This is a genomic window from Mycobacterium sp., assembly GCF_965229265.1.
Classification (GTDB): Bacteria; Actinomycetota; Actinomycetes; order Mycobacteriales; family Mycobacteriaceae; genus Mycobacterium.
The window spans coordinates 242,255-255,499 of sequence record NZ_CBDDIY010000012.1; the positions used below are offsets into that span (position 1 = coordinate 242,255).

17 protein-coding genes are annotated in these 13,245 nt (G+C 66.2%); 8 read left to right on the forward strand and 9 right to left on the reverse strand.

What is annotated here, in order from left to right:
* Positions 1 to 63: 63 nt before the first annotated feature.
* The 6 genes from pstB to ADBZ9K_RS18900 all read right to left on the reverse strand — a co-directional run bounded on the left by pstB (position 64) and on the right by ADBZ9K_RS18900 (position 5,890).
* The gene (gene pstB / locus ADBZ9K_RS18875) at positions 64 to 840 is read right to left on the reverse strand and encodes a phosphate ABC transporter ATP-binding protein PstB (RefSeq protein ID WP_526623145.1); all 777 of its coding nucleotides are present in this window, start codon (positions 838 to 840) and stop codon (positions 64 to 66) included.
* Positions 841 to 850: 10 nt separating this feature from the next.
* Positions 851 to 1,765 carry a phosphate ABC transporter permease PstA gene (pstA, locus tag ADBZ9K_RS18880; RefSeq protein WP_526623147.1) on the reverse strand — a complete coding sequence of 305 codons (915 nt, stop codon included), beginning with the start codon at positions 1,763 to 1,765 and terminating at the stop codon, positions 851 to 853.
* On the reverse strand, positions 1,762 to 2,829 hold the full coding sequence (pstC, locus tag ADBZ9K_RS18885; protein ID WP_526623149.1) for a phosphate ABC transporter permease subunit PstC: 1,068 nt from the start codon (positions 2,827 to 2,829) through the stop codon (positions 1,762 to 1,764). The genes pstA and pstC overlap by 4 nt, the downstream gene beginning before the upstream one ends.
* Positions 2,830 to 2,862: 33 nt before the next feature.
* A complete protein-coding gene (gene pstS / locus ADBZ9K_RS18890; protein WP_526623151.1) occupies positions 2,863 to 3,999 on the reverse strand; it encodes a phosphate ABC transporter substrate-binding protein PstS in 1,137 nt (378 codons plus the stop codon).
* Positions 4,000 to 4,148: 149 nt separating this feature from the next.
* Complete coding sequence (gene mshD, locus ADBZ9K_RS18895; protein ID WP_526623153.1) at positions 4,149 to 5,081, reverse strand: mycothiol synthase; 933 nt, start codon at positions 5,079 to 5,081, stop codon at positions 4,149 to 4,151.
* Positions 5,078 to 5,890, reverse strand: a complete 813-nt coding sequence (locus ADBZ9K_RS18900; protein WP_526624233.1) for a winged helix-turn-helix transcriptional regulator — start codon at positions 5,888 to 5,890, stop codon at positions 5,078 to 5,080. The genes mshD and ADBZ9K_RS18900 overlap by 4 nt, the downstream gene beginning before the upstream one ends.
* A 184-nt stretch (positions 5,891 to 6,074) precedes the next feature.
* Here ADBZ9K_RS18900 and lmeA point away from each other — a divergent pair, with 184 nt between their 5' ends.
* From lmeA to ADBZ9K_RS18940, 8 genes are all read left to right on the forward strand, one after another.
* Entirely contained in the window at positions 6,075 to 6,890 is an 816-nt protein-coding gene (gene lmeA, locus ADBZ9K_RS18905; protein WP_526623155.1) for a mannan chain length control protein LmeA, read from the forward strand.
* Positions 6,887 to 7,309, forward strand: a complete 423-nt coding sequence (locus ADBZ9K_RS18910; RefSeq protein WP_526623157.1) for a TlpA family protein disulfide reductase — start codon at positions 6,887 to 6,889, stop codon at positions 7,307 to 7,309. The genes lmeA and ADBZ9K_RS18910 overlap by 4 nt, the downstream gene beginning before the upstream one ends.
* 20 nt (positions 7,310 to 7,329) lie before the next feature.
* On the forward strand, positions 7,330 to 7,431 hold the full coding sequence (locus ADBZ9K_RS18915) for an Ms5788A family Cys-rich leader peptide (RefSeq protein ID WP_526623159.1): 102 nt from the start codon (positions 7,330 to 7,332) through the stop codon (positions 7,429 to 7,431).
* Positions 7,432 to 7,522: 91 nt separating this feature from the next.
* Positions 7,523 to 7,996 (forward strand): DUF4395 family protein, encoded by a 474-nt coding sequence (locus ADBZ9K_RS18920; RefSeq protein WP_526623161.1) that lies wholly within the window; start codon positions 7,523 to 7,525, stop codon positions 7,994 to 7,996.
* 33 nt (positions 7,997 to 8,029) lie between these two features.
* Positions 8,030 to 8,863: a sulfurtransferase gene (locus ADBZ9K_RS18925; RefSeq protein WP_526623163.1), complete on the forward strand. Its 834-nt coding sequence runs from the start codon at positions 8,030 to 8,032 to the stop codon at positions 8,861 to 8,863.
* 3 nt (positions 8,864 to 8,866) lie between these two features.
* The gene (locus ADBZ9K_RS18930; protein ID WP_526623165.1) at positions 8,867 to 9,169 is read left to right on the forward strand and encodes a DUF1416 domain-containing protein; all 303 of its coding nucleotides are present in this window, start codon (positions 8,867 to 8,869) and stop codon (positions 9,167 to 9,169) included.
* A 409-nt stretch (positions 9,170 to 9,578) separates the two neighbouring features.
* Entirely contained in the window at positions 9,579 to 10,226 is a 648-nt protein-coding gene (locus ADBZ9K_RS18935; protein WP_526623167.1) for a nitrobindin family protein, read from the forward strand.
* On the forward strand, positions 10,226 to 10,504 hold the full coding sequence (locus ADBZ9K_RS18940; protein ID WP_526623169.1) for a hypothetical protein: 279 nt from the start codon (positions 10,226 to 10,228) through the stop codon (positions 10,502 to 10,504). Before ADBZ9K_RS18935 ends, ADBZ9K_RS18940 begins: the two co-directional genes overlap by 1 nt.
* On the opposite strand, the gene ADBZ9K_RS18945 is transcribed toward ADBZ9K_RS18940, so the two are convergent.
* From ADBZ9K_RS18945 to ADBZ9K_RS18955, 3 genes are read right to left on the reverse strand one after another with little or no spacing between them, the layout of a single operon-like run.
* Positions 10,501 to 11,250, reverse strand: a complete 750-nt coding sequence (locus ADBZ9K_RS18945) for an amino acid ABC transporter ATP-binding protein (protein ID WP_526623171.1) — start codon at positions 11,248 to 11,250, stop codon at positions 10,501 to 10,503. The genes ADBZ9K_RS18940 and ADBZ9K_RS18945 overlap by 4 nt on opposite strands.
* Positions 11,247 to 12,074, reverse strand: a complete 828-nt coding sequence (locus ADBZ9K_RS18950) for an amino acid ABC transporter permease (RefSeq protein ID WP_526623173.1) — start codon at positions 12,072 to 12,074, stop codon at positions 11,247 to 11,249. The genes ADBZ9K_RS18945 and ADBZ9K_RS18950 overlap by 4 nt, the downstream gene beginning before the upstream one ends.
* Positions 12,071 to 12,922 (reverse strand): ABC transporter substrate-binding protein, encoded by an 852-nt coding sequence (locus ADBZ9K_RS18955; protein ID WP_526623175.1) that lies wholly within the window; start codon positions 12,920 to 12,922, stop codon positions 12,071 to 12,073. The genes ADBZ9K_RS18950 and ADBZ9K_RS18955 overlap by 4 nt, the downstream gene beginning before the upstream one ends.
* Positions 12,923 to 13,245 lie beyond the last annotated feature (323 nt).

The following is a 13,245-nucleotide window of genomic DNA, read 5'->3' on the forward strand; positions in this document are numbered from 1 at the left end:
GGACCTCGCTAATGCTTTAAAGCCCGGTATCGCTGGCGATACCGGGCTTTAGAGCATCTGCGGTTAGCCGAACCGACCGGAGATGTAATCCTCGGTAGCCTTCTGGCTGGGGTTGGAGAAAATCTTCTCGGTGTCGTCGATCTCGACCAACTTCCCTGGTTTGCCGGTGGCCTCCAGGTTGAAGAACGCCGTCTGATCGCTCACCCGTGCAGCCTGCTGCATGTTGTGGGTGACGATCACGATCGTGAACTCCTGCTTGAGTTCGGCGATGAGATCCTCGATGGCCAGGGTCGAAATCGGGTCCAATGCCGAGCACGGCTCGTCCATCAGCAGGACGTCGGGCTGGACGGCGATCGCGCGTGCAATACACAACCGCTGCTGCTGACCGCCGGACAGGCCGCCGCCCGGCCTGTCCAACCGGTCCTTGACCTCATTCCACAGATTGGCACCCTTGAGGGAGCGTTCGCAGGTCTCGTCGAGAACCTTGCGGTTGCGCACCCCCTGCAGCTTCAGGCCGGCGACGACATTGTCGCGAATCGACATGGTGGGGAACGGGTTCGGCCGCTGGAACACCATCCCGATGGTCTTTCGCACGCCAACCGGGTCGACGCCGGAGCCGTAGATGTCCTCACCGTCGAGCAGCACCGAGCCCTCGACATAAGCTCCCGGGATCACCTCGTGCATGCGGTTGAGGCAGCGCAGCACCGTGGACTTGCCGCAACCCGAAGGCCCGATGAATGCGGTCACGCTGCGCGGCGGCACCGACATCGACACGTCGGCGACGGCGTGGAACGAACCGTAGTAAATGTTGACGTCTTTGAGATCCAGGCGCTTGGCCATCGAGGTACTCCTAAACCTTTTTCGGGGCAAAGAATTTGGCGACGAAGCGCGCACCAATATTGAGAATGGCGATCAGCAGGACCAGCGTCAGCGCCGCGCCCCAGAGCCGGTCGGTGGGAACGGGATTGGCACCCGCGCCGGCCGATGTCTGGTCATACATCATGCCGGGCAGCGAGCCCATGAATCCGTCGAACATATCGAAGTTCATCGCCTGGGAGTAACCCACCAGGATCAGCAGCGGCGCCGTCTCACCCATCACGCGGGCCAGAGCCAACATGATGCCGGTCACGATGCCCGACAAAGCGGTCGGAATGACAATGCGCATAATGGTTTTCCACTTCGGAACACCAAGCGCGTAGCTGGCCTCACGCAGGTCCATCGGGACGATGCGCAGCATCTCTTCGGTCGAGCGCACGATGACCGGGATCATCAGGAGCACCAAGGCCAGCGACACCGCGAATCCCGACCGCGGGAAGCCGAGCGTGGCCACCCACAGCGCATAGATGAACAACGCGGCAACGATCGAGGGAACACCGGTGAGGATGTCCACCATGAAAGTCGTCAGCTTGCCCAATTTCGTGCCCCCGCCGTACTCCACCAGGTAGATCCCGGTGAACACGCCGATGGGGATCGAAATCACCGCACACACCAGCCCTTGCAGAAGCGTGCCCACCAAGGCGTGGTAGACACCGCCACCGGCCATGAAGGCCGTCATCCCCGCCTGCGAATGGCTCCACCACGCGCTGTCGATGACAACCTTGAAGCCCTTGGTGACCACCGAATACAGCACCCACAACAGTGGCACCAGCGCCACGGCCACCGACGCCGTGACCAACACGGTGGCAATGTTGTTGGACACCTTGCGGCGCAGACTGACACCCTGGAATGTGGGTGCCTTGACCGGTCGATCCAATGTCGAGGTCATCGGGCTCCCCTTCCGGCTACCGCGGCGCGGGCCAGCGAATTGACCACGAAGGTCAGGATGAACAGCACCAGGCCGGCGGCAATATAGGCGCCGGCCTTGTACTGATCGTTAAATTCCGAAGCGGCCGAAGCGATCTTGCTGGCGAAGGTGTAACCGGCGTCGAACAGCGACCACCCGAACGCCTTCTGCGTGCCACGCAGGATGATCAGCAGGGCGATCGTCTCGCCCAGAGCGCGGCCAAGACCGAGCATCGCCCCGCTGATGTAGCCGGACAGCCCGAACGGCAACACCGTCGTCCGGACCACTTCCCAGCGGGTCGCGCCCAGCGCCAGCGCCGCCTCGATCTGGCCGCTGGGGGTCTGGACGAATACCTCGCGGGCGACCGCGGTGATGATCGGCAGAATCATCACCGCCAGCACGATTCCGGCTGTGAAGATGGTGCCGCCGCCGGCCACCGAGGCGTTGCCGGTGGCGAACAGGAAGATCCAGCCGAGGCTGTCGTTGAGCCACAAGGCAATCGGCTTGAGAACCGGTGCCAGTACGTAGAGGCCCCACACGCCGTAGATGATCGACGGCACCGCGGCCAGCAGGTCGACCATGTAGCCCAACGGACCGGCCACCCGCCGCGGCGCGTACTGCGTCAGGAAGATCGCAATACCGAGTGCGACGGGCATCGCCAGGACGAGCGCGAACAGGGATACGAACACCGTGACCTGGATCAGGTCCAGGATGCCGAATTGCATGTGGGCGGTGTCGGTGGTGACCCAGTTACCGCCGTAGGTGAAGAAGTTCACCTCGTTGCGGGCCAGAGCGGGCACCGCCCGCCAGACGAGGAACAGGCCGATCGCGGCGATCAGGGCGATGATGAGGATGCCCGCACCCTCGGAGAGGCCCCGGAAGATGGCGTCTCCGGGCCGCACCTTGGCGTGCCTCGACGGGTTCGTCGGGGTCGCGGGCTTCTCCGGGACGGGTTGAGCCACGACCTCTCCGGAGCCCGTCCCGATTGGATCAGGCCCCGGCGTGTCTTGGGTCACGTCCACCCCATCGCTCACTGATCTCTCCATCGTCACCGCAATCGACCTGCCTCGCCAGCGCTATTACTTGATCGCGTTGACTGCAGTGAGCAGCCGCTGCTTGAAGGCGTCCGGCAGCGGGACATAGCCGGCGGCGGGAAGCCCGGCCTGGCCGTCGTTGGCGGCCACGGTCAGGAACGACTTCACCGCGGCTGCGGTGTCGGCATCGTAGCCCTCCGAGCAGACGATCTCGTAGGTCGCCAGCACCAGCGGGTAGGCGCCCGGCGCGTTGGTGGCGTAGAGCGAGTTGAGATCCAGCACCAGATCGTTACCCTCGCTGGCGAACTTCGCCGCGTCGATGGCGGTCTTGGCCGAATCGTCGGTCAATTCGACCGGGCCACTGCCGGTGTCGATCTGGGCCGCCGTGAGCTTGGCCTGGTCGGCGAAGCCCTTCTCGACGTACCCGATCGCGCCGGGGGTGGCCTGCACGGCCTGCACCACACCGGCGGACTTCTGCGCACCCTCACCGGCTCCGCCCTGGAACTCCTTGCCGGCGCCCTTGGTCCAGGTCTGCGGGGCGGCGGCGGTCAGGTACTTCTGGAAGTTGTCGGTGGTGCCCGACGAGTCGGAGCGGTAGATCGGCGTGATCTTCTGGTCCGGCAGCGAGACACCACTGTTCAGCGCGGCGATCGCCGGGTCATTCCAGTTGGTGATGGCGCCGGTGAAGATCTTGGCGAGCACGTCGGCGTTGATCACGAGCTTGTCGACGCCCGGGAGGTTGTAGCCCAGCGCGACGGGCCCGAACACCAGCGGCAGGTTCCAGGCGGGGTGACCCTGGCAGCGCTTGGCGGCCTGATCCGGCTGGTCCTTCGAGAGCGGGGAGTCCGAGCCGGCGAAGTCGACCTGACCAGCGATGAACTGCGTGACGCCGGCGCCGGAGCCGGTCGGGTTGTAGGACAGGTTCTTGCCCGGGCACTTCTGGCCCCACACCTGGTTGAACACCGCGATCGCGTTCTGCTGCGCGGTCGAGCCCTCACCGGTCAGGGCGCTCTTGCCGCCGCAGTCGGCCGACGCGCTGGACGACGAGCCGGACGCCCCGGTCGACGACGACGACGGCGACCCGGCGTTGTTGTCGCTTCCGCACGCGGTGAGCGTCAGTCCGGTGATTGCCGTCGCTGACACGGTCGCGAAGAACGCCTTGCCAAAGCTGTTCAGATTCACCTATCCCACTTTCTCCAGTGTTGCCTCTTCGCCCCGGTAGGAGCACGTGCTCACCCCGGAAGTTAGGCGCTGGTGGTGGCCGGAACCCTCATGGAAGGTGAACGCGGGGTGAACAGGTTCGTGAACGGCGCGTTGCGAAAGTCCGCTAACTAGCTGTGTGCGACAGATGTGTCAATATTCGCTGGCGAAGGTGGACCGTAGGCCGTATCAACGCTTGACACAGCAAATCCCAATCTCTCGTACGTCTTCACCGCCGCGGTGTTGTCGGCTTCGACATAGAGCATGACCGCCGGTTCGGTGTTCGAGCCCAGTCGCTGGGCCAGGTATTCGATGCCGACCAGGGTCAGTACCCGACCGAGTCCGCGGCCCTGCGCGCCCGGATCGACCCCGACGACGTACACCTCACCCAGGCCGGGTTGCTCGGCGTGCACCTTGGTCCAGTGGAAGCCGAGCAGTGCAGTGGTGTCCTCGTCGAACGCCAGGAAGAGACCCTCGGGATCGAACCAGGGCTCGTGACGTCGCTCGTCGATGTCGGACGCGCTCCAACCGCCTTGTTCGGGGTGCCAGGAGAATGCCGCGTTGTTGACCCGCAGCAGTTCGGCGTCGTCGGCAGGGCCGGCGTAGGTGCGGATCCGGATACCCGAGGGCACGACGAGCTCGGGCAGGTCCCGCAGCGTCCGCTGCATCTGGAGTAGCTCACGGGTCACGTCCATCTGCAGCGCGTCGGCCACGGCACGGGCCGCAGGCCGGGTGCCGTGCGCCCAGAACCGCACCCGTCCGCCGCTCTCCTGAGCTGCGCCGAGCAGCAGGGCCGTCCCGATTCCGCGACGGCGCGCGTCGGGGTGGACGACGAGTTCGGCCATGGCGTCGGCGTCATCGCGGCCGAGCGTCAGGTTGAGGTAACCGAGGAGGTCATCACCGGCGGTAGCCAGCAGGTGGCCCGTCCTGGCATGCGGCAACTCCCGCAGCACGTGCTCACCGACCGGGGCGACGCCGTCGGATTGGGTCGCCACTTCGACCAGTGCGCGCACCTGCTCCTGCTCAGCCTCGGAGAGGGCGGTCCGCCAGTTCGGGGCCGTCACTGACTGCGCAGCGGATGCGGCATCGGACCCGAGCGCACCGCGTCCCGGATCGAGTCGGAGATGGCTTCCTCGGCGTCGTCGAAGCCGTCCTCGTCGTCGTCCTCGGCGTAATCGGTCTCGACTGCGGCGGGGCGGCCGCGGGCCGGGCGGACGGCCTTGTAGCCCACGTTGCGGACGGTCCCAATCAACGATTCGTACTCGGGGCCGAGCTTGGCGCGCAATCGCCGGACGTGCACGTCGACGGTGCGGGTGCCGCCGAAGAAGTCGTACCCCCAGACCTCCTGCAGCAGCTGGGCGCGGGTGAACACCCGGCCGGCGTGCTGGGCGAGGTACTTCAACAGCTCGAACTCCTTGTAGGTCAGGTCGAGCGGACGGCCACGCAATCTCGCGGTGTACGTGCCCTCGTCGATGACCAACTCGCCGAGACTGACCTTGCCCGCGCTCTCCTGACTGGCCACACCGCCGCGACGGCCCACGAGCAGGCGCAGCCGGGCGTCGATCTCGGCCGGCCCGGTGCTGGGCAGCAGGATCTCGTCCAGGCCCCAATCGACGTTGACCGCAACCAGGCCGCCCTCGTTCACCACGGCCACCACGGGAACCGAGGTCCCGGTCGTTCCGAGCAGTCGGCACAGGCCGCGGGCAGCGGCCAGGTCGGTGCGGGCGTCGACGATCGCCACATCCGCAGTGCCCGCCTCCAGCAGTGATGAGACCTCGGTCGGCGCGGAGCGCACATTGTGCGCGAGCAGCGCCAATGACGGCAGCACCGACTCCGGATGCGGGTCGACGGTGAGAAGTAGCAGATCCAACAGACTCTCCAATGCTCTGGATGCTCATCGTCGACAGCGCCGTCGCGGTGACCTACCAGACTCATGGGCGACATATGGCCGTTACCGACCATGGGTCAACTAACTTTAACCCGCGACCTGCTATTTAGCCGATCTGAACGAGTCAAGCCCTGGTCCGGGGGTGAGCGGCGGCCGTTTCCTACGGCCGATGGGCCAGAATGTGCAGGTGCGAAAGCTGCTGATCACTCTGGGCGCCGCGGTGATATCCGTCGTCGTCGCAGCGGTCGGCGTCGACTTCGGGGCGACGATCTACGCCGAATACCGGCTGGCCCGCACGGTCCGCTCCGTCGCAGGACTGTCGTTCGATCCGTCGGTGGCGATCCTGGGCTTTCCCTTCATCCGCCAGGCGATGCGCCAGCACTACGCCGAAATCGAGATCAAGGCCGCCGGGGTGGATCATGCCGTGGTCGGGCGGGCCTCGCTGGAGGCGACGTTGCACAACATCGATCTCACCGAGGCGTCATGGCTGATCAGACCCGATGCGGCTCTGCCCGTCGGCAAGCTGGAAAGCCGGATCATCATCGACTCGGGCCACCTCGGGCGCTTCATGGGCATCAAGGACCTCATGGTCGAGGCCCCGTCGAGGGAAACCAACGACGCCACCGGGGGTACGACCGAGTCGGGTATCTCCGGCAGCAAGGGCTTGGTCTTTACGGGGACGCCGACCAAAGCAAATTTCGGCAAGACCGTGAGCGTGGCGGTGGACCTGTCGACCGCCGGACCGGACCAGACAACCCTGGTCCTCACGGCCACCGACATCCAGACCGGGCCGGGCACCGCCGACCAGGCGGTGCCCGACGACAAGAAGGAGGCAGTCCTGGCCGCATTCAGTGGGGCACTGCCGGGCCAGAAGCTCCCGTTCGGGATCCGCCCCACTACCGAAGGCGCTCGGGGATCCGACATCATTATCGAAGGCATCACCGAGGGAGTAATAGTCCGGCTGGACGAGTTTGCACAATCATGACCCCTGCATTGATCACCGCGGTCGCGGCCATCGTCGCCGCACTCGGCGTCGCCACCGTCGCTGGCGCGCTGCACAGCAAGCGCTCCGGGGTGCTGCGCGACAGCGCGCAACCGCCCGACGTGGACGTCAGCGATCTGGGCCTGTCCCGCACCGGGCCGACCATCGTGCACTTCAGCGCGGTCTGGTGTGGACCCTGCGCCGGGGTCCGGCGGGTGGTCAACCAGGTGTGCGCCGATATGCGTGAGGTAGCTCACGTCGAGATCGACATGGATGCCAATCCGGCTGCCGCACGCAAGCTTTCCGTCATGTCCTTGCCGACGACCTTCATCTTCGACGCCGAGGGCCAGCAGCGGTACCGGACGGCGGGGGTCCCCAAGGCGGCTGACCTGCGCTCGGCGCTGGAACCTCTGTTGGCCTGACACCAGGGTTATTGGGTAGCATGTCCTGCGTGTCAGCCCGCCTCGAGCTTGCGCTCACCAAGCGCCGCACAGTTGATCTGTGCCGCGTCGCGGGTTGTTGCTGTTGTTGCTGTAGCTGCTGAGTAGCCGCGCGTTCCTCTGCGCCGCCACTCCGGAGCGGCCGTTTGCGGCCTGCCTCCGTCCAGCCCCCAAACCAACAACAGGAGTAGAGACATGAGCACCACTGCCAACACCACCGCCGCACCCGCCCAGGTCGACGTTCGTGGTCCGCGCTTCGCAGCGTGGGTCACCACGGCCGTCCTGATCGCGGTGCTCGTCATCTCGGGGTTCAGCACGGTTGCGGCGGCGGTCATCTTGGCGCTGCAGGCTGTCGTGTTCGCGATCGGCGCCCTGCGCGGCCCCCGCCAGCATCCTTACGGGCTGATCTTCGCCAAGCTGGTGGCCCCGCGCCTCTCTCCGGTCACTGAACGGGAACCGGTGCCGCCGTTGAAGTTTGCACAGCTGGTGGGATTTGCGTTCGCCATCGTCGGTGTCGTCGGCTTCGCATCGGGCACACCGCTGCTCGGTGTGATCGCGACGGCCTTCGCCCTGTTCGCCGCGTTCCTCAACGCGGCCTTCGGCATCTGCCTGGGCTGCCAGCTCTATCCGCTGGTGGCTCGGCTGCGCCACACTCCCTCCAGCGCCTAACGCTTTAGACAAGCAACCGAAAGGAATTCCTCTATGGCTCGCTCCGACGTCCTGGTCTCCGCCGACTGGGCCCAGAGCAATCTCGACGCACCGAATGTCGTTTTCGTCGAGGTCGATGAGGACGCCAGCGCCTACGACACCGGCCACATCGCCGGTGCGGTCAAGCTGGACTGGAAGACCGACCTGCAGGACCCGATCAAGCGTGATTTCGTTGACGCACAACAGTTCTCGAAGCTGCTCAGCGACCGCGGCATCGCCAACGACGACACGGTCGTCCTGTACGGCGGCAACAACAACTGGTTCGCCGCCTACGCATACTGGTACTTCAAGCTCTACGGCCACGAGGACGTCAAGCTCCTCGACGGTGGCCGAAAGAAGTGGGAGCTCGACGGTCGCCCCCTGTCGGCCGATGCGGTCAACCGCCCCGCTACCAGTTACACGGCCAAGGCTCCCGACACCAGCATCCGGGCATTCCGCGACGAGGTGATCGCGGCCATCGGAGCTAAGAACCTCGTCGATGTTCGATCCCCCGACGAGTTCTCCGGCAAGATCCTCGCCCCCGCGCACTTGCCCCAGGAGCAGAGTCAGCGCCCGGGTCACATCCCGACCGCGATCAACGTTCCGTGGAGCAGGGCCGCCAACGAGGACGGCACCTTCAAGTCCGATGAGGACCTGGCCAAGCTCTACGCGGAGGCCGGCCTGGACGGCGAGAAGGAGACGATCGCCTACTGCCGCATCGGCGAGCGGTCGTCGCACACCTGGTTTGTGCTGCAGGAATTGCTGGGACACAAGAACGTCAAGAACTACGACGGTAGTTGGACCGAATACGGCTCCCTGGTGGGGGCCCCGATCGAGTTGGGAAGTTAGATCATGTGCTCTGCCCCTAAGCAAGGACAGACCCTGCCTGCCGGTGTCGACCTGGAGAAGGAGACGGTGATCACCGGCCGCGTCGTGGACGATTCGGGTCAGACGGTGGGCGGTGCGTTTGTGCGCCTGCTGGACTCCAGCGACGAGTTCACCGCCGAGGTGGTGGCCTCGGCGACCGGCGATTTCCGCTTCTTCGCCGCACCTGGCACCTGGACGGTGCGCGCGTTGTCCAAGGTGGGCAATGGCGACGCCACCGTGGTGCCGACCGGGGCCGGCATCCACGAAGTCGACATCAAGGTCGCCTGACGACGAAACCGGCGAGGCGCCCGGTCGACGATGCCGCGAGGTACGAGCGGCTGAGGAGCCGGGCAATGCCGACCGAGCCGGCGAGGAGTCAGGCCATAGGGCACCGCCTGACGACGAAACCGGCGAGGCGCCCGGTCGACGATGCCGCGAGGTACGAGCGGCTGAGGAGCCGGGCAATGCCGACCGAGCCGGCGAGGAGTCAGGCCATAGGGCACCGCCTGACGACGAAACCGGCGAGGCGCCCAGTCGGACGATGCCGGACAAGAGGGTGGCTCGGGCGGTGATCCCGCCCGAGCCCCGGATAGACTGAGGCCGTGGTTCTTTTCTACGAGATCCTGCTCGTCGCGACGGTCGTGGTGATCACCTGGTTCGCGCTGTATGCGCTGTATCGACTGATCACCGACGAGTCGTGACCGCCGAGGACATCTCCAGCAGCGGTGATCGCGCCGTAGCGGCTGCGGCCGAACGCGCCAAGGAGACCGCGGGCCGCAACATCCCGGTCTTCGAGGATCTGCCGCTTCCCGCCGACACCGCCAATCTGCGTCTGGGTGCCAACCTGCACGACGCGCTGTTGGCCCTGCTGCCGCTGGTCGGGGTGTGGCGAGGTGAAGGCGAAGGCCGGGGGCCGCATGGGGATTACCGCTTCGGCCAGCAGATCATCGTCTCGCACGATGGCGGCGACTACCTGAACTGGGAAGCCCGGTCCTGGCGGCTGGGCGAGGAGGGTGACTACCACTCCCCCGGCCTGCGCGAAACCGGCTTCTGGCGCTTCGTCGACGATCCGACCGATCCGGGCGAGTCGCAGGCCATCGAATTGCTGCTGGCACACTCCGCGGGCTACGTCGAGCTGTTCTACGGCCGGCCCCGCACCCAATCGTCTTGGGAGCTGGTCACCGACGCGCTCGCACGCAGCAAGTCCGGCGTTCTGGTCGGCGGCGCCAAACGGCTCTACGGGATCGTCGAGGGCGGAGACCTGGCCTACGTCGAGGAACGGGTCGATGCCGACGGCGGTCTGGTGCCGCACCTGTCCGCCCGGCTGACGCGATACGTCGGCTGATGCGTCATCTGGCATTCGGGGTCGCCGCGGCGGCCGCCGCTCTAGTTGCCGGCTGCGCGCCCAGCCCCACCCCGTCGGCGCCGACCGCGATCAGTCCCGCACCCAGCACTTCCAGCGGCACCCCCGAGCACGGGTCGCTGGCACACTGCCTCCACGAGCATGGGGTGCCCGACTCGGCAGGCAACGCCGTGCTGGGCCCTCCACCGGGTGTCGATCCTGGCACCTGGGATGGGGCGATGAAGGCGTGCTCGACGCTAGCCCCAGGCCCGGCAAGCTAGCCGCCCGCGCCGGTCAACCGGCGCAGGAACAGCTTCGTCCGCTCATGCTGGGGATCGGTCAAAACCTGTTCGGCAGAACCTGATTCGATGATCCGACCGCCGTCGAGAAAGCAGACGGTATCGGCTACCTGCCGGGCGAAGCCCATCTCGTGGGTAGCCATGACGATGGTGCGTCCGGATGCGGCCAGCTCGCCGACGAGGTCGAGCACCTCACCGACGAGCTCGGGATCCAGCGCACTGGTGATCTCGTCGAGTAGCAGCAGCCGCGGGTCGTAGGCCAAGGCGCGCGCAATGGCGACCCGCTGTTGCTGACCGCCGGACAGCCGGTCCGGATAGGCGTCGGCCTTATCGGCCAAGCCAACTCGAGCCAATAGTTCGCGGCCGCGTTCTTCGACGCCGCGGCGGTCACGCTTGTGCACCACACGCGGCGCCAACGTGATGTTGCGCAGAACGCTCATGTGTGGGAACAGGTTGAACGCCTGGAACACCATGCCCATCGCCTGCCGCGCCGCATCGCCGTCTACCCGCGGATCGCTGATGTCGTGCCCGTCGAGCAGGATCTGCCCGTCGTCGATCTCCTCCAGCAGGTCCACACACCGCAACAGGGTCGACTTGCCCGAGCCGGACGCACCGATGAGCACCACCACCTGATGTTCGGCCACGTCGAGGTCGACGCCGTCCAAGACGGTGCGGTCACCGTAGCTTTTGACCAGTCCACGCACCGACAGGACGGGCGCGGCCGTCACAGCGCACCCTGGCGGGTCGCCGCACGACGGCTCGCCCAGTCGGCCAGCCGCGCCGACGGCACGGCCAGCGCCACGAACAGCAGTCCCGCGACCACGTACGGAGTGAAGTTGTAACTGGTGGCCACCTGAATCTGCGCCGCGCGCACCGCGTCGACCGCTCCCAGGACCGAGATCAACCCGCAATCTTTCTGCAGCGCAACGAAATCGTTGAGCAGGGCGGGAGTGACCCGCCGAGCCGCCTGCGGGAGCACCACCAGGCGCATCGTCCGCTGATAGTTCAGCCCGAGCGACTTCGCCGCCGCCAACTGCGACGGGTGTACCGACTCGATGCCGGCACGGAACACCTCGGCGACGAAGGCCGAGTACACCAACACCAGCGCGAGGCCGCCCAACAACACTGGATCGTTGGGAATCCCGGCCAGTCGCAGCCCGGGTAGGCCGAACCCGACCAGATACAGGCAGATGATCAGCGGCAGCCCGCGGAATAGGTCGACATAGCCCGTGGCCAACACACGCAGCGGGAACCACACCGGCCCGCGCAGCGTGCGCACCGCCGCGAGGACCAATCCGAGTATCACGATCAGGATCTGACACACCACGAGGACCCGCACGTTGAGCCACAGACCGTCGAGAACGGTAGGCAGGCTGTCCCAGCCGACCCGCAGGTTGAAGAACGAGTCGCGCACCCGTGGCCAGCCGGGCGAGGACGTGGTGGCCACGACGGCCACTGCCGCGAACAGCGCCGTCGACGCCAAGGCGACCAGGGTGGAACGCCGGGCCCGTGACCGCCGGTAGGCAACGCGTTCGGCGGCCAGTGCCGTCACTTGAGCACCGGCGCGTTACCCGCTTCGGCCAGCCACTGCTGTTGCAGCTTGGTCAGCGTGCCATCGGAGCGCAGCGCGTCGACCGCGCCGGACACACATGACGTCAACGCGCTACCCTTGTCCAACACGATGCCGAACTGCTCGGGTTTCTCTGTCCCCGAAGGCAATTGGCCCACGATGACGCCGTCGTTCATCTCGCTCTGGACCTCGAACGCGGTGGGCAGGTCCAGCACCAGCGCGTCGATCTGCCCGTTGGCCAAGGCGGCCTTGGCGTCGTCGTTGTTGTTGTAGACCGAGACCGGGGCCTTGGCGCCAAGGGCCTTTGCGGCCACGTAGCTGGTGGTACCGACCTGCGCACCCAGCCGCAGATCTCGCAGGCCGTCCAGCGTGGTGACCTTGGCCGCCGGCGAGGATCTGACCGTAACCACCGCCTGCGTGACGTCGTAGTACGGCGAGGAGAAGTCGACGGCCTGCTTGCGCTCATCGGTGATCGAGAATTCGTTGAGGTTGGCGTCGAAAGTCTTGGGACCCGGCGCGATTGCCGCGTTGAACGGAACCCGCACCCACTGAACGTCTTTGGCGGTGTAGCCCAGCTTGTCGGCCACGGCATAGGCGACCGCTGACTCGAATCCCTTGGCGTTGGCCGGGTCGTCGTCGACGAACCACGGCGGATAGGCGGGCTGGTCGGTACCGAAGGTCAGCGCACCGGCCTTCAACGTCGCCAGTGAGCCCTTGTTGCAGGTATCGCCGCCGGTAGCCGTCGTCGACTTCTGCTCGGCGGGGGCACAACCCGCCAACGTCACCACGGCCACCGCGGCGACCCCGACCATCATCAACCCAATGCGCATGCGCGGCATCATCGCGCAGAGTGCGCCGTTGCGCCAGAAATCGGCTCACCGCGGTTTGGTGCGTCGCGCGGAACAGGGCGTCTGTGACCACCACCGGGTTGGATCCTGCGACAGAGCCGTAGAAATGGGGCGGCCCCCGAGCCGGTCTTTCCTGGTCGGACAAACCAGGGGCTCGGGGGCCGGGTAGCTGCCTGGAATTCGCCAGCGCACTCGGGGCGCAGGTGATTCCGACACCTGGTGCTGCTAGCGGGCAGCCACCTCACATGTCCTAGAAGCTATCAATTTTCCGGACCACCTCCTTCCCTGTGTACGGCCGACCGTAC